Consider the following 20,753-nt stretch of genomic DNA (forward strand, 5'->3'; position numbering starts at 1 on the left):
CCGTGACCAGTGTTGCGAAACCCATGCCGACCAGTGCCTCGGCCACTGCCCTCAGTGCTTCGGATCAGGTAGAGGAGCGCTTGGGGGCTCAGGCCGCCGCCCCGACTACGGGAAGGGGCGACGTGGAGGCGAATGGTGATATCAGCCAACCGAGCGGGCGATCGGACTCGGGTCCCTCCGATGCGTCAGCGCCCGGCGCTCCCGACGAGCAGAGCGTGCGAGTGGTGACGGTCGCCTTCAACCCAGGTGAGGAGCTGGAGCGTTTCCTGGCCTCCCTGGCCACAGCGACGGCTCGTCGGCTCGTCGTCGTCATCGCGGACAACGGCACCGAGCACGACATCGTCACTGCCGCCGCTCAGCGCCACGGGGCGCGCGTCGTCGGGGACGGCACCAACCTCGGTTACGGGGCGGGCGCCAACCTCGCAGCCGCGGGGCTGGAGGAGGACTGGATCGTGGTGGCCAATCCCGATCTCGTCTGGAGGCCCGGGAGCCTGGACGCCCTCATCGATGCGGGCCTGGCCAACCCGGCGGCCGGCTGCCTGGGGCCCCTCCTGCTCAATCCCGACGGCACCGTCTACCCCTCCGGGCGCGCCCTGCCCTCCCTGGTCAAGGGCGCCGGACACGCCGTCCTGGGCAGAATCTGGCCGACCAACCCCTTCTCCGCCGCCTATCACAACACTGTCGGACAGGGGGCTTCTGACCGGACCCGAACAGTGGGCTGGCTCTCCGGGGCCTGCCTGCTTCTGCCCGCCTTCGCCTGGAGGCGCCTGAAGGGCTTCGATGACGACTACTTCATGTTCTTCGAGGACGTGGACCTGGGGGAGCGGGTCGGACGAGCCGGATGGCTCAACATGCAGGTGCTCGACTCCGTCGTCATCCATGAGCAGGGGGCCAGCTGGAAGGCGCGCCCCGAGAAGATGATCCGGGCGCATCACGCCTCTGCCCGGCACTACCTCTACGGCGTCTACGACTCCCCATGGCAGGCGCCAGTGCGCTGGCTGCTCTCCGGCGGGCTGCGTCTGCGTGAAGAGCTCGAGGTCCGCGCCTCCCGGCGCTGAGGGAAGGGCGCTCGGCGCCTGCCGAACGCTTGTGCTCAGTCGTGAGTCGCAGTGGTGAGTCGTGCGGCAGCAGGTGGTTCGGGCGCGTTGTCCAGGGCGATGCGCCGGGCCAGGTGCGTGATCTGCCGCTCTCTGGCGCTGTTGCGTCGGAAGGAGGAGAGGATCTGCGCCAGGAAGGCGATGACCAGGGCGTACAGCAGGAAGTCAGTGCCTCGCCCGACTCCCATCCGGTGCGCGATCGAGCTCATCACCCAGGGGAAGGTGATGTTGAAGATGGCGAAGGCCACGAAGGCCAGGGTGACCAGCCTTCGGGCAGCCATATGACGGGCCCCGCCGGGGGTGCGCAGCATCATCCAGCCGACGGCGATCACGGCCAGGATCAGGGCGGCCTGGATGTAGAACTGGTGGTTCGTGATCGGAGTGACCTGGGCGGCGAACTGATGAATCATGGGCTGTGCCTTCCGTGTCGGGCTCAGGAGAAGAGCAGGTCGACCAGAATGTTGACCGAGTTCCACAGGGACTGGCCCTTGGAGCGGGAGTAGTCGGTGTAGACGATGTGCACCGGGAACTCGCGCCAGGGCATGCCGGTGGCGCCGATCTTGCGAATGATCTCGCTGGCGTGCGCCATCCGGTTCTGTTTGAGGTCGAGCTGCGCCAGGACGTCGCGGCGGATCACCCGCAGACCGTTGTGAGCATCGGTCAGGCGCATGCCGGAGGTGTGCGAGCTGACGGCCGCCGCCGTGCGCAGGACGACTCGCTTGAGCCAACCCACCGGCGAGGGCCCCTCGAGGAAGCGTGAGCCGAGGACGACGGCGAGATCCTCATCGCGTGCCGCCGCGACCATGGCGGCGGCGTCCGTGGTGGAGTGCTGGCCGTCGGCGTCGAAAGTGACGATGTAGTCGGCATTCGTCTTCTCCAGGACGTAGGAGAAGCCCGTCTGCAGCGCGGCGCCCTGGCCGAGGTTGACCGGGTGACGCACGACCACGGCCCCCGCGGCGGCCGCCTCCTGGGCCGAGCCGTCCTTGGAGCCGTCGTCGACGACAACGACGTAGGGGAAGATCTTGCGAGCCTGGGAGATGACCTCGCGCACGACGGTTGCTTCGTTGTACAAGGGAATGACGAGCCAGGTGTCGGTGACCGGGGGCACCGGGGTGGGCCCCCCGGTCTGCGGTGCGTTGGAGGTAGTCACTACTGCATTCTTGCACGCGATGAGGGGGTGTCATCCCTCTTGCGGCAGGCGGGGGCGGTCGCTGTTGGTGGGGTAGGTCTCGTTCGGGGCGTGCCCAGGCGTCGTCTCGGGAGGAGGAGTCCCCTAGGATGGGGCAGGTCGTGCAGCGCCCGCCGCCCCCGGCGACCGGAGCGGCACGGCCTCCGGCAGCCACCAGGTTGACCGGACTCTTTCGATCGTCAGGGCGGTCCGAGCCGCCCGCACAGGAGTCGCCGTGGCCACCCGCATCGCCCCGTCCGCCGATGTCTCCGAGGACGCCGTCCTCGGAGAGGGCACCAGCATCTGGCACCTCGCACAGGTCCGTGAGCACGCCGTCCTCGGGCGGGACTGCATCGTCGGGCGTGGCGCCTACATCGGTGAGGGCGTCGTCATGGGGGACAGCTGCAAGGTGCAGAACTACGCCCTCGTCTACGAACCGGCCCGCCTGGCCGACGGGGTGTTCATCGGTCCAGCGGTCACGCTGACCAACGATCACTTCCCCCGGGCCGTCAACCCCGACGGCTCACTCAAGTCCGCCGCCGACTGGGAGCCCGTAGGAGTCACCATCGACGAGGGCGCATCGATCGGCGCCCGCGCCGTGTGCGTCGCCCCGGTGCGTATCGGGGCCTGGGCCACAGTGGCCGCAGGCGCCGTAGTCACCAAGGACGTTCCCGCCCACGCCCTGGTCGCCGGGGTTCCCGCCCGCCGCATCGGCTGGGTCGGGCGCGCCGGCGAGCCCCTCACCCCTGCCGACACCGGCCCCGACGGAGCCCCGCGCTGGCGCTGCCCCGTCACCGGGACCCTGTACGAGCAGGTCGATACCGAGCCCGGTTCCGGGGCCGGTACGCAGTCCAGCTCCGAATCCATCACCATCCGAGAGGTCACCCACTGATGTCACGCGAGTTCATCCCAGCAGCCAAGCCGATCATCGGACAGGAGGAGCGCGACGCCGTCGACGCCGTCCTCGCCTCGGGCATGGTCGTCCAGGGGCCCCAGGTCAAGGCCTTCGAGGAGGAGTTCTCCGCCCAGGTCGTCGACGGCGTCCACTGCGTGGCCGTCAACTCCGGCACCTCGGCCCAGCACGTGGCCACGCTGGCCACTGAGCTCCAGGAGCGCGCTGGAGAGGCGCCTGAGGTCATCGTCCCCTCCTTCACCTTCGCCGCCACCGGCAACTCGGTGGCCATCAGTGGCGCCGTGCCGGTCTTCGCCGACATCGACCCGGTGACCTTCACCCTCGACCCCGCCAGCGTCGAGGCCTCCATCACTGAGCGCACGGCAGCCATCGAGGTGGTCCACCTCTACGGCCTGCCCGCCAACATGCCTGAGATCCTCGCCATCGCCGAGCGTCACGGCCTGGCCGTCTTCGAGGACTGCGCCCAGGCGCACGGCGCCGCCATCGACGGTAAGCCGGTGGGCGCCTTCGGGGCCTGGGGCTCCTTCTCCTTCTACCCCACCAAGAACATGACCAGCCTTGAGGGCGGCATGATCACCACGGCCGACGCCGAGCTGGCCCGCCGCTGCCGCCTCATCCGCAACCAGGGCATGGAGCAGCAGTACGCCAACGAGCTGGTGGGCCTCAACAACCGCATGACGGACGTGGCCGCCGCCGTCGGCCGCGTCCAGCTGACCAAGCTGGCCGGCTGGACCGCTGCTCGCCAGGCCAATGCCGAGCGCCTCAACGAGCTGCTGACGGGCGTCGACGGCGTCGTCACCCCCCTCGTTCCCGAGGGCTACACGCATGTCTACCACCAGTACACGATCCGCCTCGAGGGGGCCACGGGCGCCGAGCGCGACGCCGTCCAGGCCGCCCTGCGCGAGGAGTGGCAGGTCGGCAGCGGCGTCTACTACCCGATTCCCAACCACCGCCTGGCCTCCCTGGCCCACTACGCCGAGGGCCTCGAGCTGCCCGGAACCGAGAAGGCCGCCCGTGAGTGCCTCTCCCTGCCGGTGCACCCCTCCCTGAGCGAGGCGGACCTGGAGCGCATCGGCCAGGCCGTGGCCGCCACCGTGAAGGCAGGTGCCTGACATGAGTGAGAACGTCGCTCTCGACGGCCAGGCCACGATGACCGCGTTGCCCGAGGTCCACCACCTGTCCGACAAGGGCACAGCGGACAACCCGCTGCGCGTGGGCCTCATCGGCCTGGGCTCCATGGGACGTCACCATGCCCGGGTCATCCGCGCCACCGAGGGCATGGAGCTCGTGGCCGTGGCCGATCCCGGCGGGGACCGCTTCGGCGTCGCCGGTGAGCTGGCGGTCCTGCCTGATGTCCACGCCCTCATCGACGCCGGACTGGACGCCGCCATGGTGGCGGTCCCCACCGTCTACCACGAGGACGTCGCCCTGGCCCTGGCCGAGGCCGGCGTGCACACCATGGTGGAGAAGCCCATCGCCCACGACGCCGCCGCGGGCCGCCGCGTGGCCGCCGCCTTCGCCGAGCGGGGGCTGGTGGGCGCCGTCGGCTACGTCGAGCGCTGCAACCCCGCCCTGCGGGCCCTGCGCGAGCGTCTCGACGCCGGCGAGCTCGGCGAGGTCTACCAGGTTCTCACCCGCCGCCAGGGCCCCTTCCCGGCCCGTATCAGCGACGTCGGTGTCGTCAAGGACCTGGCCACCCACGACATCGACCTGACCGCCTGGGTCGCCGGCGCCCGCTACACCTCCGTGGCCGCGCAGGTCACGCACCGCTCCGGGCGCCAGACCGAGGACATGATGGTGGCCACCGGCCTGCTGGAGGGCGGCATCATCGTCAGTCACCAGGTCAACTGGCTCACGCCCTTCAAGGAGCGCGTCACGATCGTCACCGGGGAGAAGGGATCCTTCGTGGCGGACACCCTCACCGGGGACCTCACCTTCCACGCCAACGGCACCGTGGCCTCCACCTGGGACCAGGTCGCCGCCTTCCGGGGGGTCAGCGAGGGCGACGTGATCCGCTACGCGATCCCCAAGCGCGAGCCGCTGGCCCTGGAGCAGGAGAACTTCCGCGACGCCGTGCGCGGCGTGGCCCAGCGCCACGTCACCATGGCCGAGGGCGTGGCCACGCTCGACGTCGTCGAGGCGGTGCTGACCTCGGCGAGCGAGAACCGGACGGTCGAGCTCTGAACCGGTCAGTCGCCTCGAGCGGACCCGTGGCGGGAGTGCTTGCCCGGGTCCGCTCGGTCATGGAGTCCTCCCCGTTCCTGCGCCATGTCCTGACACTGGTCAGCGGGACGGCCACCGCCCAGGCCATCGTCTTCGGCATGACGATGGTCCTCACCCGTATCTTCTCCGACGCGGACCTCGGCCAGCTCGCGCGCTACACCTCGGTGGTCTCGATCATCACGGCTGTGGCGGCGCTGCGCTACGACATGACGATCATGCTGCCTAAGAAGGACGCCTGGGCCCTGGCCTGCGCCCGCCTGGGAATGGTGTGCATCGTGGTGGTCTCGGTCGTCACGAGCGTCGTGGCCTTCCTCCTCAAACCGCTGATCACCCGGCAGTGGGGAGCCGATATCGCCGTTTGGATGCCGCTGCTGGGCGTGACCACGCTGCTGCTGTCGACGGTCCAGCTCCTCCAGTACTGGTACAACCGCCAGTCGGACTACCGGACGATCTCGATCAACCGGATCGAGCAGCAGGTCGGGCAGTCCCTCGGCCAGCTCGTCCTGGGGGCGGCGGGGATGGTCAGTGTCGGGGGCCTGCTGATCGGTCAGACGATCGGGCAGCTCTGGGCCTTCGTCAACCTGGGGCGCAAGGCCAAGCCGTTGCACCGGCCGCTGCCGCCGGAGGCTCCCAGTCTGCGGCAGGTCGCCCGCCGCTACCGGCGCATGCCCCTGCTCAACGGCCTCAACGCCTTCGTCGACGCCGTGCGGCTCAACGGCATCAACCTGCTCGTGGGCTCCTACTCGGTGGCCAGTCTGGGCCAGTTCAACCTGGCGTGGCGCTGCCTGGAGGTTCCGATGGCCCTCATCAACGCCGCCGTGGGCCAGGTCTTCTTCCACAAGCTCGCCACGCTACAGCCCGGACAGATGCGCCCGCTGGTGCGTCAGGTCATCAAACGGGTCCTCATGATCGGGTCCGTTCCCTTCGCCCTGCTCTTCGTCGTCTCGCCGTGGCTCTTCCCCCTGCTCTTCGGCAGCCAGTGGGTCGAGTCGGGCGGCTTCGCCCGGGCGCTGACACCTTGGCTGTTCATTCTGCTGGTCACCTCGCCGCTGTCCAACCTCTTCGTCGTCACGGAGAACCAGGACTGGATGCTGATCTTCTCGGTGGTCTATGCCGCCGTCCCCCTGGCCTGGCTCTGGTTCAGCCCGTACTCGCTGCTGACGACCACCTACATCCTGGGTGCCATCATGTGCGTCATCCTCGTGGGACAGATCCTCATGGCCGACGCCGCAGCCCGCGGCTTCGACTCGCGTCCCCCGGCCTCGGAGGCCAATGAGGGGCACTACGAGGCCGCAGGCGAGCCCGAGCCCTCCGCCTCCGTATCCGCCGATCCTCACGATGAGGAGCAGTGACGTGCACGTCGTCCTCACTCCCTCGTGGTACCCGGACCGGTCCCGCCCCCACAACGGTTCCTTCTTCCGTGACCAGGCGCGCATGCTTCAGCGCGGCGGGATGCGAGTGGGCGTCATCGCCCTGGAGCCGGTCTCCTTCTGGCAGGCGCGCCGGGAGCTGACGGCGGATGTCGAGGAGGGGATCGTCGTCGTGCGCGGCACGGTGCCCACGATCCCCAAGGGAGCGCTGCCCGGGGACCGGATGGCGGCTCGCGCCGTAGCGGCCCGAGCGGTGCGGCTCTATGAGGAGACGATCCGCAGTCTGCCTGAGCCTTCCGGCAGCGGCGGGGCACAGGCGGCCCCTGACGTCGTTCACGCCCACTCGGTGTTCACCGGTATTCACGTCGGCCGCTATGCCGCCGAGCACTGGGGCGCCGGACTGGCCATCACCGAGCACCGCCCCAGCTCGACGGACCGCAGCGTCCACGGATGGCGGTACCGGGCCCTGCGGCGCGACCTGAGACATGCCGGAGGACGGGCCGTCGTCTCCACCCCCTTCGCCGAGGCCCTGCGGGACTACTGGCGGCTCGGGGAGTGGAGGAGCATCGCCCTGCCGGTCAACGACGATGTCTTCGACGTCTCCAGGCCCGCCGACCAGGACCGCCAGGGCGACAACTCCAGAGCCCTGACTGTCTGCCATGTCTCCCACCTGGGGCGTAACAAGCGCCCCGAGGAGACCATCCGCGCTGTCGCCCGCCTGGCACGCGCCGATCTCGCCGCCGGGCGCGAGCCCACGCGACTGCTCCTCGTCGGAGGGGAGGATCACGAGATCGAGCCCCTCAGAGAGCTGGCCCGAGCCGAGGGCATTGAGCAGACCTCCACCTTCACCGGCCGGGTGCCCCACGACGAGGTCAGCGGACTCATGGCCGCCAGCGACGTCTTCGTCCTGGCCAGCGAGGTCGAGGCCGGGGGCACCGTCCTGGCCGAGGCGCAGGCCCTGGGGCTCGCCTGCGTGGCCACTCCCACCTGGGCGGGACGCTTCATGGTCGAGCCCGAGACCGGCCTCGTCCTGCCCGCTGAGGCCCAGGCCGACGACGACGCCCTCGTCGCCGCCCTGACCGAGGCCCTCACCCAGGTGACCGACTCGATCCGCGCCGGGGGCTACTGCCCTGAGACCATCCGGGCCCGCGCTCGCCGGCGCTTCGGGGAGGAGACCTTCGTCAAGGCCTGCCGAGAGCTCTACGAGCAGGCGTGCGGCGAGATCAGCGGGAGCGCCGGGAGTACTCAGTGACGGCGGTCTCGTAGGTGCGGCCGTAGGCGCGCGCCACCTCGCTGGGGGAGAAGGCCCGCGGCAGCGTGTCCTGGATGTCTCGCGCCGTCTGACCCTCGCAGCGCCGCATGACGTCGACGACCGCACCGGCCCACGTCGCCGGGTCGTCCTGACTGACGATCTCGGTCACCGAGGGATCCAGGAAGCTGGTGTGCGCTCCCCGATCACTGGTGACCACCGGCCGGCCTGCGGCAACGGCCTCGGCGGCGCCCAGGAAGAAGGTCTCCGCGAGCGTGGGGACGAGGAAGAGATCACTGTCGGCCAGGATCTGCTGAACCTGATCGCCCGGGAGCTGACCTGTCAGCTCCAGGTCGACGCCCAGGCGCTCAGCGAGATCGGCGCAGTGATCGGCCAGTGGCCCGCCACCCACCCAGGTCAGCCGGGCCGGCACCCCCTGCTCCGCCAGCGCCGCGACCACCTCGACGGCCAGGTCGGGGCGCTTGCGCTCGATGAGCCCCCCGATGCCGACGATCCGCAGCGTGTCACGCCCCAGCTCGACGTCCCGGCGCGGCGCCGGCTCCTCAGGCATGGTGACCTCATTGGGGACCGTCAGGATCTCGCCGTCGGGGCGGTAGACCCGCAGGTCGGCGGCGAGCTGGTCGGAGACGGTGGTGACGACGTCGGGCCTGCGCTCCAGACGCAGAACCACCTGAGCGCCCGCCCGCGCCAGGGAACCGAGCTCAGCACCGCGCTGGGCGATCCCCGACCAGTGCTCCGTGTGGAGCCACGGCTGGCGGGGCCGACCCAGGGCGTAGGGCAGAAGGGTGGAGACAGCGTGGGTGTGGACGACGTCGCTGCCCCGAGTCAGGGCCGCCAGCTCCCGTCTGGCTGCGAGCAGCTCATGGGGCCGCGACAGCGTCATGGGCAGGCGGACGACGGGCAGACCCATCACTCGATCATGCCGCACGCCGTCGTCGACGGAGGCCGAGGCGAGGTGGACGACGCGAATGTCGTGGCCGGCCGCCGCCATGGAGGCGGCGTGGCGTGCCACGAAGACCCCGAGACCGGGGGAGCGGCCCGTGGGGAACCAGGTGGTGACGATGGTGACGCGCATGATGCTGCTGAAGGAGCCGGTGCTGAGGCGATCAGCCGGGCAGGTGGTCGGTGAGGGCCTGAACCACTCGGCTCGCGGCGTTGCCGTCCCCGTAGGGGTGGGCATCGGCCTCGGCGGGCTCGGTCGGCCTCGGACGGGAGGCGGCGCTCACCAGGGCCTGGCCGGGCTCGACCAGGACGTTCCATCCCAGGTTGACGGTCTCCACCCACTCGGTCTGGGGACGCACCGTGGTGCACGGCACGCGCAGCAGGAAGGCCTCCTTCTGCAGACCGCCGGAGTCGGTGACCACGCCGCGTGCGTGCAGGGTCGAGGCGACGAGCTCGGGGTAGGCCAGAGGCGGGTGCATCCGCAGGTTGCCGGAGTCCCCCAGGGCGATGCCGTGCTCGTCGCACTTGGCCACCAGACGCGGGTGCGCCAGGAGGACCACGGGGTGATCGACCGCCGCCAGTGAATCCAGGATGGAGCGCAGTCGCTCGGGGTCGTCGGTGTTCTCCGCCCGGTGGATGGTGGCCAGCGAGTAGCCGCCCTCGGGCAGGTCCAGCTCGGTCATGACGGGGGAGGGCTCATCGATGACGGAGTCGCGCACCGAGAACAGGATGTCGGTCATCACGTCGCCCACGACGACGGTCCGCTCGGCCAGCCCCTCGTCGGCCAGGTGAGCGGCCCCCACCTCGGTCGGTGCCAGCAGCAGGTCGGCGGCGTGGTCGGTCAGGATCCGGTTGATCTCCTCGGGCATGGCCCGGTTGAAGGACCGCAGGCCCGCCTCCAGGTGGGCGATGGGCACGTGGAGCTTGACGGCGGACAGGGCCCCGGCCAGCGTGGAGTTCGTGTCCCCGTAGACCAGGACCCAGTCGGGGCGGTGGGTCTCGATGGTCTCGTCCATGGCTGCGAGCATCGTTCCGGTCTGCACCCCGTGCGATCCTGAGCCGACTCCCAGGTGGACGTCCGGGGCCGAGATCCCCAGGTCGCTGAAGAAGACGTCGGAGAGCATCGGGTCGTAGTGCTGCCCAGTGTGAACAATCACATGGTCGATGCCTGCCTCTCGGAAAGCGGCGTCGATCGGGGCTAGCTTGACGAACTGGGGCCGGGCGCCCACAACTGACATGACACGCATGACCGAGACTCTACCGTGACTCCGCAGGCTCCGGTGCCACCGGAGACCAACGCATCAAGCGCGGGGACGTCTTTTCGTACGGTCGTGAATATCGCTGAGGCGGCGCTGAAAGGGCTGTGTCTCGTCGGCTGCGCGCACCGGTTCCTCACCACTACCGTGAGGATCCTGCCCGCCGTTGTCGTGGCATAACTGTGATCGGCCAATGGTACTATCATTCGCGCTCGAGTCTGTCTGCCTGGTGCGGCCGCGCCTGGTTCCTGAGATACCCCCTAAAGGAGGCGAGGCACCGTATGGCTGCGATCGTCTACCACGCCCCATTTCCCCTGGATCGGGAGGCGTCGTCGGCTTCCGGTATCCGACCTGTGCGCATGCTCGACGCCTTCCGGGACCTCGGTTACACCGTTCTGGACGTCACCGGCTCGGCGCGGGAGCGATCCCGCCGCCTGCGGGCCCTGAGGGACCGTCTTCAGGGCGGGGAGCGCATTGACTTCCTCTACTCCGAGTGCGCGACTATCCCCACCATGCTGACCGAGCCGCGTCACCTCCCGCCCCACCCCTTCGTGGACCCGGCGCTCATGCGGCTGATGCACCGGCACGGTGTGCCCACATCCCTGTTCTACCGGGACATCTACTGGGCGTTCCCGGACTATCGCGAACGAGTCGGAACCGCGCTGGCCACGGCCATGGGCTGCGTCTACCGCTACGACCTCGCCTGGTACTCCCGCTACATCGACCGCCTCTACCTGCCCTCGATGCGTATGGGCGCCCACGTCCCCGGGTTCCCCGAGGAGCGCATGGCCCCGCTGCCCCCGGGCTGCGAGATCGTTGATGAGGCGCCCTCCTCCCACGCCGACGGCGAGCTCAACCTGCTCTACATCGGTGGGCTGGGCGGCCACTACCGGCTCCAGGAGTGCCTGCGCGCCGTCCTCGACGTCCCCGGCACCAGCCTGACCATCTGCACCCGTCCCGACCAATGGGAGGCGGCCGGCGACCAGTACGCCGACCTGGTGGACGCCGCTGGCGGTAGGATCGAGGTCGTTCACCGTTCCGGAGAGGAGCTCTCCGCCCTCTACGAGCGCGCGGACCTCTGCGTCCTGTTCGTTGAGCCCGACCCGTATCGGGAGTTCGCCTCCCCGGTCAAGCTTTACGAGTACCTCGGACGCGGCAAACCGGTCATCGCCTCCCAGGGGACCCTGGCCGCCGAGGTCGTGGGCGCCGCCGGTGCCGGTTGGACCCTTCCCTACGATGCCGGCGAGCTCTCCGGGCTGCTGCGCGGACTCCTTGAGCGCCCCCAGGAGGTCGCCGAGGCCGCCGGTCGTGCCCGAGAGGCTCGGCAGGAGCACACCTGGCTCAGTCGGGCTCGCACGGTCGCCAAGGACATGGAGGCGATTCGGGCCGGTGAGCTCGCCCCGGCCCGCACGCTGCGAGCAGGAGGAATCCGATGAGTGCACGAGGCTTCGTCAAAGCGTCGCTGGGCGCTCTGATCCTCGGCGGCACAGTGGCTGCGCTGGCGAAGGGGGTGACGTCACGTCGGTGCGCCCGATCCGGTCGACCGGGCGGCGTCCTGGTGGCCACCCGCATCCACCTGCCCGAGGCCGCTGCCGCGTCCTTCCGGCTCGACAGCGTGGAGAAGGCGCTCGTGGCCGACGGGGTGGCGGTGCGGGTCCTCACCAGCCGGGCCCCGGCCGACGCGCCGCAGGGCGATCCCGATCCTGACGGGGTCCGGGTCTCCCGCTGGCCGGTCCTGCGGGACTCCTCGGGTTACCTGCGCGGCTACGTGCCCTATCTCTCCTTCGATCTGCCCCTGGCTCTGAGGCTGCTGACGGCCTCTCGTCCGGAGGCGATCCTCGTGGAACCGCCCCCAACGACCGGTGCGGTCGTTCGGGTGGTGGCGGCCCTGCGCAGGATCCCCTACGTGTGGTACGCCGCGGACGTCTGGTCGGCGGCCGCCGCCTCCACCGGTGCCGCCGACATCGTCGTCCGGGTCGTCAAGATGCTCGAGGCCTTCGCCGTCGGCGGGGCCGCGCGAGTCATCGCCGTCAATGACGGGGTCGCCCAGTCCGTCGCCGAGCTCGTGAACGCGGCAGAGGACGATGACGCCTGGACGCAGCGTATACGGGTCGTGCCCAATGGGATCGACACCGCTGTCTTCGACGCCCACGGTCCGACTCCCTCTGAGCAGGATCGCGCTCGGATCGGGCTGAGCGGGCCGTACTTCGTCTACGCCGGAACGGCGTCGGAGTGGCAGGGAGCCGACGTCTTCGTCCACGCCCTGGCCCAGGTGCGACGCACTCATCCGAAGGCCCAGCTGCTCTTCCTGGGCCGGGGGACGGCCTGGGAGGAGATCACTCAAGCCGCCTCCCAGCTGCCCGCGGGGGCCGACGGCGCTCCGGCCGTCATCATGCACCCGGCCGTGCCGGCGGCCGAGGCCGCCGTATGGCAGCGGGGCGCCGCGGCGGCCCTGGTGTCGATCAAGCCCGGACAGGGCTACGACTTCGCCTACCCCACCAAGGTCCTCTCCGCCCTGGGGTGCGGCACACCGGTGCTCTTCGCCGGTCGCGGGCCGGTGTCCGCGGACGTGCAGGACTTCGACCTGGGATGGGCGGCCGAGCACGACGCGGCGGCGGTCGCCGAGGCCATGCGCACGGCGCTGGACGTCTACGACGCCGAGATCGCCTCGGGCGCGAGGCCCGCGACGGCGCAGCGCTTCCACGACTGGGTCGAGGACCATCGCTCGCTGCGTGCCACAGGGCAGTCCGCCGCCCACATTGTGCAGGAGGCCGCCGTCGGGGCCGCTGACGGCAGCAAGAAGAATGCTGAGTTCAATGACGTACGTCGAGTGAGTGAGGAACAACGTTGGTGACCAACAGCCTGGTCGACTGGTTCAACACCCTGCCAACCGCGCTCCTGCTTCTGTCTGCGCTCTTCGGGGTCGGGTGGCTCGTGCTGCGCGCCGCCGGGATGAGAGGGATCCGCCCCGTGGCGCTGGCCCCGACCATCAGCGCCCTCATCCTGACGGCCGACGGGCTCTTCCAGGCCGCCGTCGGCAAGCCCTGGGGCTGGATCCCCGTCATGGTGACGACTGCGATCCTGGCTCTTGTCGCCTCCACGACGAAGCGTCTCATCGACCGCTGGGACCCGGGGATCCTCCTCATGCCCGAGGATCAGCGGGAGGGCATGACCATGCGCACCGATGGCGGACGCGCCGAGCGCAGGCTCTTCCTGACGGTCCTGGTGTTCTGGGCCGTCACCGCACTGCCCGTCATTCTCACGATCCCGCCGAACGCCGTCTCCCAGAGCGGTGACGCCCTCTACCACTACATGCAGGTCGCCATTATCGAGCGCGAGGACTACGCCTCGATGTTCAACCCGAACGCCGGCATGTTCGGGTTGACGAGCCACGCGGGCTTCTACCCGATCGTGTGGCACCAGGTCGCCAGCCTGGGCGCGTGGAGCTGGCGTGAGACGCTCATCGCCAACAACGTCCTGCTGCTGGCCGTGGCGCTGGTGTGGTACCTCGGCCTGGTCTACCTGGCGCGTACCGCGCTGCCGAAGGTCCGCCAGGCCCCCTACCTGGCGCTGGCCGCCTCGCTTCTGGCCCCGGTGTTCCCCTGGCGGCTCACCTACGGTGCCGCGTTGTGGCCCTACTGCATGGCGGTGGCCACCTGCCCGGCCGTCATCGCCATGTCCATCGAGTGCTGGCGCCGAGCCCGCACCCTCCTGGTGGTGGCCGCCCGCGAGCAGAACACGTCAGAACGGGGCGCACGGGCGCGTGCGGCCATGGCACTGAGCGCCATCATCCCCTTCTTCGTCGGGTCCTGCCTCATCCACACCTCGGCGGCTGCGATGCTCCTGTGGCCGCTGTTCGGCATCGTCCTGTGCTACGCAGTGCGCTCGGGGATCAGGAGCTGGCGCGCCGGACGCCGCCCCCTGGCTGCGGCCTGGTGGATCGGTGCCCTCCTGGCGGTGGTCGTACTCGTCGCCTTCGTCTTCCTGCCCGGTCCTCAGCAGCACCACTTCGGCAGGTACACCGAGCTGGACTGGAGCAACCCCGCCACCAAGCTCCTCATCCCCATCGCCCTGAACTACTTCGGAGGATGGGCCACCGAGTGGATTGAGCTGCCGTTGACGGTCCTGAGCCTCCTGGGCGCCGCGATCTGCCTGTGGCGGCGGCGCAACTGGGAGCTGGTGGTGGGCTGGATCCTGAGCATGTCCCTCATCCTGGCCGCCATCGCCCCGATCCCGGTGCTCTCATCGATCACCGGCCTGTTCTACCGCAACCCGCACCGGCTCAAGGCGATGACCGCCGTCCTGGCCGTACTCCTCGTCGTCGTCGCCTTGGACGCTCTGCGCACATGGCTGGCCCCGGTGGTCCGTCGGGTCCGCTCCGGCTTCAACGGCGCCTTCGCCCGCGTTGGACTCTCCGACCCGACGATCTCGGTGGTGAACCGGGTGGTGGCCGCCTGCATCGTCCTCGTCCTGTGCGCGCCGGCCATGGTGGTCGGGAGCCACGCCATCGCCTCCGACGTGCGTGAGGGCTACCTGCCGGTGCACGGCGACACCCGCTTCATCGCGGACAAGGCCGAGCTCGACATGATCCGCCGGCTGCCCGAGGAGCTGCCGGACAACGCCGTCGTCATCGGTGACCCGGTGGCTGGAACGGGATACATTCCCATCCTCACCGGTATGCGCAGCGTGTGGGTCTTCCCCGGCCAGGCGGCCGACGACGCGGACGGGATCTACTTGCGCGAGCACTTCAAGCAGATCCGCACCGACCCCCACGTGTGCGAGATCCTTCAGCAGCACGGGATCCGCTACTTCTACGCGGACAAGGACATCCGCTTCAACAACTCCCAGCTCAGCAAGATCCGGCCCGGGCTGTACGGGGTCGACACCTCCAGCGGGTTCACCCTCATCGACAGCGGTGGCTCGGCCTCGCTGTGGCGTATCGACATCTGCGGCTGACGGCCACGGCCGCCTGAGAGCGTCAGCGTCTCAGTCTCGGCTCAGGTCTCCCGTGCCGTCCGTGCCCATGGGTGCGACGGGCTCGGCGCCCCAGGTCCCCTGCAGGAACAGTCGGGTCCACAGGCCCGTCGAGGTGGCCCCCCGAGCCATGCGCATGATCTGCTCGGTGCGGGGCATGGGGGCATTGAACGCCTCGAAGGCCATGGGATGGTGAAGCATGGTTCTCATGGAGACCGCTCGTGACAGGGCCGTGCGGGTGCCGGTGACGGTCAGCGCCGCCATGAGCAGGCGCCGCGGCCCTGCGGGGATCCGTGCGGCCGGCGCCTCGAAGAGCTGCGAGGCGGTGCCCGTCGCCTCGGCGTAGGCCTCCGCCGTGAACTGCGCGTACCAGTCGCGAGTGGCGGTCAGGTCCTCCGAGCCCCGCAGCCAGGTGCGCCAGACCTCGGTGTCGAGCATCGGCAGTGCCCAGCCGTATCCGAAGGCCTCGTAGGCCTTGAAGGACTCGTTGATGTACTTGGCCTGACGCTCCTGGAGGTTCACCCGCTCCACGAGCTCCTGGATGGAGCGTCCGCTTCCGGCCAGGTCCTTGCCCCGGCCGATCGGGAAGGAGACCTCCTGGGCGCCCTGCACCACCGCCCGGCGCAGCAGGGGCAGGTGGCGCCACGCACTGCGGTCCCCCTGGAGCAGTGAGTGGTGCCGGGCCACGGTGGTGAGCACGTCGTTGCGTGACGGTCCGCCCTCGAGCAGGTGCTCGTCATGCATGTTCCCGACGATCGTGTGGCCGGGCAGAAACACCGCGTCGGTGTCGATCAGGGCGCTCCGCCGCATCTGGAGCAGGGCGTACCAGTCCTGGACGTGCGGCAGGGAGGTCAGGCCCCAGGTGCGCTTCTGGAAGTCGACGCCGTCGGGCCCGGCCCAGGTGCGAGCCATCTCGGTGGGGTCCAGGTCGACCGTGAACCAGTCCATCTCGAGCGCCTCGGCCACGCCCCGGGAGATGGCTACCTCGGTGCTGCCCGGCACCCCGTAGGTGAAGGTCACGACGTCACGGGCCCCGTGGCGCTTGAGCCAGACGGCCAGCAGCCGGGAGTCCAGCCCGCCGGAGAGGGGGACCAGGAGCTGGCGGCCGTCGGTCTCCTGAAGAACGCGCTCGACCGCGGTGTCGAGCGCGGTGCGGAAGACATCCGCGAACTCCTCAGGGGACGTGATCGGATCAGCGTCGTAACGGTAGGTCTCCCACGAGCGGCTGCTCCAGGTGCCGTCGGACCTCAGCTCCACCACCGAGCCCGCAGGAGTGGCGTAGACCTCATGGGCCAGCGTCCGCGTCCCCGGCGTGAAGCCCGCGTGCAGGAAGACCTCGGCGGCCTGCTCATCGCGGGCCCAGGTGGGGGCGTGTCGACGCAGCTCCTGAGGGTCGTCGCTGATGATCCAGGTGTCACCCGCGCGGGTGAAGAGGAGGTGGTGGGAACGGGTGCGATCCGTGGTCAGGCGTACGACGCCGTCGCCCGCCTCGATGAGCGTCCACGCCCCGGTGCGCCGGCCGGGCTGCTCCTGCCGCAGGGACTCCAGGTCGCCGGGCCCGGGCGGAAGCGGGCGCCACACGTGGCACTGGCCTGACAGGGGCGACGAGGACGCCGGGGACTCGGTACTCGCGGGACCGTGCGTCCACGTCGAAGATGTCAAGTGAAGCCGGTATCCGGATGCGGTCGTGTCCGTGCGGTCCGTGTGGTCCAAGTCGTGCATGTGGACATGGTAAGCGCCGTATCATACGGAGGGCTGCTACCCGAGCCGCCACCTGAGCATCAACCTGAGTCTCAGCCTGATCCGTCGGAAGGACCAACCCGTATGCGCATCGCCGTCGTCGCCCTGGGCAAGATCGGACTGCCTCTGGCTGTCCAGTACGCAGACAAGGGCCACGAGGTCATCGGAGTCGACGTCAACCCCGCCGTTGTCGAGGCCGTCAACGCCGGGACCGAGCCCTTCCCCGGCGAGGCCCACCTGGCCGAGAAGCTCGCCGCGCTGAGCCCCGCCACCGGCAACGGCGCCCTGCGCGCCACCACCGACTATGCCGAGGCCATCCCGGAGGCCGACGCGATCGTCCTGGTCGTGCCGCTCTTCGTCAATGACGCCACCTGGGAGCCGGACTTCGCCTGGATGGACGACGCCACCCGCTCCCTGGCCGCCCACCTGACCCCCAACACCCTCATCTCCTACGAGACCACTCTGCCCGTGGGCACCCTGCGGGGCCGCTTCAAGCCCATGATCGAGGAGATCAGCGGTCTGAAGGAGGGCGCGGACTTCCACCTCGTCTTCAGCCCCGAACGGGTTCTCACCGGCCGCGTCTTCGCCGACCTGCGCCGCTACCCCAAGCTCGTGGGCGGCCTGGACGAGGCCGGCACCCAGGCCGGCATCGCCTTCTACGAGTCCGTCCTCGACTTCGACGAGCGCGACGACCTGCCCCGTCCCAACGGCGTGTGGGACATGGGCACCGCCGAGGCCGCTGAGATGGCCAAGCTCGCCGAGACCACCTACCGCGACGTCAACATCGGCCTGGCCAACCAGTTCGCCGTCTACGCGGACAAGGCCGGCTTCGACATCGAGCGCGTCATCGAGGCCTGCAACTCCCAGCCCTACTCCCACATCCACCGCCCCGGCATCGCGGTGGGCGGGCACTGCATCCCGGTCTACCCGCGCCTGTACCTGTCCACCGACCCCGACGCCTCCGTGGTGCGCACCGCCCGCACCTTCAACGCCACGATGCCCGCCTACGTGGTGGGCCGGGCCACTGAGGTGCTCGGTTCGCTCAAGGGGCTGCGCGTCGTCGTGCTGGGAGCCTCCTACCGTGGCAAGGTCAAGGAGACCGCCTTCTCCGGTGTCTTCCCCACCGTGGAGGCCCTGCGTGAGGCCGGCGCCGAGGTCCTCGTCCACGACCCGATGTACACCGACGAGGAACTGTCCGACTTCGGCTGGACCCCCTACCACCTGGGGGAGCAGGTCGACGTCGCCATTGTCCAGGCCGACCACCCCGAGTACGCCGAGCTCACCGCCGCCGACCTGCCCGGGCTGCGCCTCCTGCTGGACGGCCGTCGCGCCACCGATGCCGCCAAGTGGACCGGTGTGCCCCGTCTGACCATCGGCGGAGGCGAGTGACTCCGGAGGCGCACTGAGGTCGGCAGCAGGAATGACTGCGAGCGTGGCGGCCGGGCCGGCCGGAGACTCCGGCTGGATCCTGGCGGCCGCCACGCTCGTCGTGGCCGGTCTGCTGCTGATGCCCGGCTGGATCGTAGGGCGCTCGGCGCGCCTGGCGGCACTCCCGTCGCTGGCGGTGGCTCCCGCGCTCAGCTCGGCGATCATCGGAGTGGCGGAGATCCTCGACCACGCCCTGGCGCTGCCCTGGCGCCCCTGGGGGTGGGCGGTGATCGCCGCCCTGACGGTCGCCTTGGCACTGATGGCGCGTCTGATCGCCGGCCCACCGCCTGAGCGCGTGCGACGAGCGGCGCCGCTGGGCCGGGCCGAGCGGATGATCCTGGCCGGGGGGCTGATCGTGGCCGTCGTCGTACCGGCAGGGGCGATTCTGTCCGTCCTGCCCGGCCCCGCCTACCCCGCACAAACCTTCGACGCCACCTTCCACCTCAACGCGGTGGCGGCCATCCGCGAGGGAGGCAACGCCTCAATGCTGGGGGGCCTCTCCGCCCTCTACTCCGGTCGTGCCGTCTACTACCCCACGGTCTGGCACGGGGCTCTGGCGCTGGCGCCGGGCGGCCCGGTCCCGGTCAGTACCGCGGGGGTGCTTGCCCTCACTGCGGCGGCCTGGCCGCTGAGCCTGCTGGGGCTGCTCGCCCGGGTCACCGGTCTTGACGCCGCCTGGGAACCGGGGGCGGGCGGAGCCCGCCGGCGGCAACGGACCTGCGCAGTCGCCGCGGTGCTCGCTCTCAGTGCCGCGGTGGTGGGTTTCCCCCTGCTTCCAATGACGTCCCTGACGGTGTGGCCCTACGCCCTGAGCGTTCTGGGGCTTCCCGGCGTCCTCGTGCTCTACGACCTGCTGCGTCGGGGAACCGCCTCACGGCGTCTCCGTCTGGTGCTGGTCCTGCTCGCCCTGGCCGCGGCCGGCGGCGTGGTGGCCGCGCACGGCACCGGCCTGTTCAACCTCGCCGTCCTGACCCTGCCCTTCCTGGCCGACGCCGTCGTCTCCCTGTGGCGTCGCAGCACCACCAGACGGGGCGGTCGAGCCCTCCTTGCAGCGGGGGCGGTCGTGGCCATGCTGGTCCTGGCCACGGGGACCTGGTTCATGCGCGGCTCCCTGGCCTCCGTCCTGGGCTACCGGCGTCCCGCCGGGGGAGTGGCCGGTGCCGTGGCAACCCTGGGGCAGGCGATCATCGACCTGCCGATGTACGGGACGGTCCCGGGGGCCACCGTGCCCATCGGCATCGTGATAGGCCTGCTCACCCTGGCAGCGGCATGGGCGGCGCGATCGCGGCGAGATCAGCGTCCCTGGCTCATCATGTGGCTGCTGTCGCTGCTCCTCCTGGTCCTGGTGGGCGGACCCCAGTGGGCCGGCCGTCAGCTCGGAGCGCCCTGGTACCTCCAGAAGGCCCGGATCCTTCCGCTCGCCATCCTGCCTGCGTTCGTCCTCCTGGCACAGGCTGGTGCCGGGCGACCCGGACGACGACTGTGGGAGGTGCTGCGCCGGACTGCCTCGCGGGTCAGCGGGGTGCGGCCGGAGCGGGCGGCGGCCGCCATGCTGGTAGCGCTCGTGCTCCTGCCGGTGGCGGCGAGGACGCCCCTGGAGCGCAACCTCGCCGCCTCCGTCTACGACCCGCGGCGCATCCAGTACGGGACCCTGCTGACCAAGGACTCCATCACGCTCATCCGGCGCTCGGGGAGCGTACTGCCCGACGACGCGGTCGTCCTCGGGGCGCCATCGAGGGGGGCGGCCCACCTGTGGTCCCTGGGTGGTGTCCACGTCGTCTACCCGACGCGCGACAAGACTGCACCGGGAACCCCGGGGGCCGCCCTCGCCTCTGCCTGGCCCGCCCTGGGGCAGAAGGGCTCCCAGACCTGCGCACTCCTCAACCGTCTGGGCGTGCGCTACTTCTACAGCAGCTCGGACGCCACGGCCTCGGGCTCGGAGACAGGTGCCGCCCCCCTGCGCTGGGACGCGCGTTTGACCCAGATCCCCAGCGAGGGGCTCGAGCTCGTCGACTCCGAGGGCAGCGCCTCCCTGTGGCGCATCACCGCCTGCGACTGACGGGCCCAGGCGTTCTGCGCTCAGACCTCGGTGTACTGGACCACTGACGGTGGCTCGGCGCAGAGGTCGACCATCCGGGGCACGAGAGTGGTGAAGTGCGCTGAGGCGTTGTGGGCCTCGATCGCGGTGTCGTCGCGCCAGGTCTCGAGCACGACGAAAGAGGCGGTATCGTCCCTGGCCACGCACAGGTCGTAGGCGAGATTGCCGTCCTCGGCCCGTGAGCCCTCCACGAGCTCGCCGGCAAGTGCGCGGAACTCCTCAACGGCGTCGGAACGGACACGGAACGTGGCGATGATACGGATCACGGGGTTCT

The 20,753-nt window shown here is 70.2% G+C and carries 17 protein-coding genes; 11 read left to right on the forward strand and 6 right to left on the reverse strand.

Features of this window, described 5'->3' with window-relative positions; genetic code table 11:
- The first annotated feature begins 2 nt into the window (after positions 1–2).
- Positions 3–1,058: a glycosyltransferase family 2 protein gene (locus RIV12_RS08290; protein WP_309323148.1), complete on the forward strand. Its 1,056-nt coding sequence runs from the start codon at positions 3–5 to the stop codon at positions 1,056–1,058.
- A gap of 35 nt (positions 1,059–1,093) precedes the next feature.
- Here the strand turns inward: RIV12_RS08290 and RIV12_RS08295 are convergent, their stop codons facing one another.
- The gene (locus RIV12_RS08295) at positions 1,094–1,507 is read right to left on the reverse strand and encodes a DUF2304 domain-containing protein (RefSeq protein WP_075417074.1); all 414 of its coding nucleotides are present in this window, start codon (positions 1,505–1,507) and stop codon (positions 1,094–1,096) included.
- A 23-nt stretch (positions 1,508–1,530) separates the two neighbouring features.
- Positions 1,531–2,247, reverse strand: coding sequence for a glycosyltransferase family 2 protein (locus tag RIV12_RS08300; RefSeq protein WP_075417075.1), 717 nt, complete (start codon positions 2,245–2,247; stop codon positions 1,531–1,533).
- A gap of 253 nt (positions 2,248–2,500) precedes the next feature.
- On the opposite strand from RIV12_RS08300, the gene RIV12_RS08305 reads away from it, so the two are divergent.
- The 5 genes from RIV12_RS08305 to RIV12_RS08325 are packed head-to-tail and all read left to right on the forward strand — an operon-like array spanning position 2,501 to position 8,023.
- Positions 2,501–3,157, forward strand: a complete 657-nt coding sequence (locus tag RIV12_RS08305; protein WP_309323150.1) for an acyltransferase — start codon at positions 2,501–2,503, stop codon at positions 3,155–3,157.
- Positions 3,157–4,290 (forward strand): DegT/DnrJ/EryC1/StrS family aminotransferase, encoded by a 1,134-nt coding sequence (locus RIV12_RS08310; protein WP_309323152.1) that lies wholly within the window; start codon positions 3,157–3,159, stop codon positions 4,288–4,290. Before RIV12_RS08305 ends, RIV12_RS08310 begins: the two co-directional genes overlap by 1 nt.
- Before the next feature lies 1 nt (position 4,291).
- Entirely contained in the window at positions 4,292–5,362 is a 1,071-nt protein-coding gene (locus RIV12_RS08315; protein ID WP_309323154.1) for a Gfo/Idh/MocA family protein, read from the forward strand.
- 26 nt (positions 5,363–5,388) lie between these two features.
- Positions 5,389–6,753, forward strand: coding sequence for a lipopolysaccharide biosynthesis protein (locus RIV12_RS08320; protein WP_309323156.1), 1,365 nt, complete (start codon positions 5,389–5,391; stop codon positions 6,751–6,753).
- Position 6,754: 1 nt separating this feature from the next.
- Entirely contained in the window at positions 6,755–8,023 is a 1,269-nt protein-coding gene (locus RIV12_RS08325; protein WP_309323158.1) for a glycosyltransferase, read from the forward strand.
- Here RIV12_RS08325 and RIV12_RS08330 read toward each other — a convergent pair.
- Both RIV12_RS08330 and wecB read right to left on the reverse strand, forming a co-directional pair.
- The gene (locus RIV12_RS08330) at positions 7,995–9,116 is read right to left on the reverse strand and encodes a glycosyltransferase family 4 protein (protein ID WP_309323160.1); all 1,122 of its coding nucleotides are present in this window, start codon (positions 9,114–9,116) and stop codon (positions 7,995–7,997) included. The genes RIV12_RS08325 and RIV12_RS08330 overlap by 29 nt on opposite strands.
- 31 nt (positions 9,117–9,147) lie before the next feature.
- A complete protein-coding gene (gene wecB / locus RIV12_RS08335) occupies positions 9,148–10,230 on the reverse strand; it encodes a non-hydrolyzing UDP-N-acetylglucosamine 2-epimerase (RefSeq protein ID WP_309323163.1) in 1,083 nt (360 codons plus the stop codon).
- Between the two features lie 290 nt (positions 10,231–10,520).
- On the opposite strand from wecB, the gene RIV12_RS08340 reads away from it, so the two are divergent.
- Genes RIV12_RS08340 through RIV12_RS08350 form a run of 3 tightly spaced genes read left to right on the forward strand, consistent with a single transcriptional unit; the run spans position 10,521 to position 15,195 of the window.
- A complete protein-coding gene (locus RIV12_RS08340; RefSeq protein WP_309323165.1) occupies positions 10,521–11,675 on the forward strand; it encodes a glycosyltransferase in 1,155 nt (384 codons plus the stop codon).
- Positions 11,672–13,093 (forward strand): glycosyltransferase, encoded by a 1,422-nt coding sequence (locus RIV12_RS08345; protein ID WP_075417084.1) that lies wholly within the window; start codon positions 11,672–11,674, stop codon positions 13,091–13,093. Before RIV12_RS08340 ends, RIV12_RS08345 begins: the two co-directional genes overlap by 4 nt.
- Positions 13,090–15,195: a DUF6541 family protein gene (locus RIV12_RS08350; RefSeq protein ID WP_075417085.1), complete on the forward strand. Its 2,106-nt coding sequence runs from the start codon at positions 13,090–13,092 to the stop codon at positions 15,193–15,195. The genes RIV12_RS08345 and RIV12_RS08350 overlap by 4 nt, the downstream gene beginning before the upstream one ends.
- A 30-nt stretch (positions 15,196–15,225) precedes the next feature.
- Here RIV12_RS08350 and RIV12_RS08355 read toward each other — a convergent pair whose 3' ends face one another.
- Entirely contained in the window at positions 15,226–16,935 is a 1,710-nt protein-coding gene (locus RIV12_RS08355) for an asparagine synthase-related protein (protein ID WP_309323167.1), read from the reverse strand.
- Between the two features lie 102 nt (positions 16,936–17,037).
- On the opposite strand from RIV12_RS08355, the gene RIV12_RS08360 reads away from it, so the two are divergent.
- On the forward strand, positions 17,038–18,342 hold the full coding sequence (locus RIV12_RS08360; RefSeq protein WP_075417086.1) for a nucleotide sugar dehydrogenase: 1,305 nt from the start codon (positions 17,038–17,040) through the stop codon (positions 18,340–18,342).
- A gap of 31 nt (positions 18,343–18,373) precedes the next feature.
- Entirely contained in the window at positions 18,374–20,440 is a 2,067-nt protein-coding gene (locus RIV12_RS08365; RefSeq protein WP_309323169.1) for a DUF6541 family protein, read from the forward strand.
- 20 nt (positions 20,441–20,460) lie between these two features.
- Here the strand turns inward: RIV12_RS08365 and RIV12_RS08370 are convergent, their stop codons facing one another.
- Positions 20,461–20,745, reverse strand: a complete 285-nt coding sequence (locus RIV12_RS08370; protein ID WP_075417088.1) for a putative quinol monooxygenase — start codon at positions 20,743–20,745, stop codon at positions 20,461–20,463.
- Between the last annotated feature and the right edge of the window lie 8 nt (positions 20,746–20,753).

The organism is Actinomyces stomatis (assembly GCF_031292835.1).
GTDB lineage: Bacteria > Actinomycetota > Actinomycetes > Actinomycetales > Actinomycetaceae > Actinomyces > Actinomyces stomatis.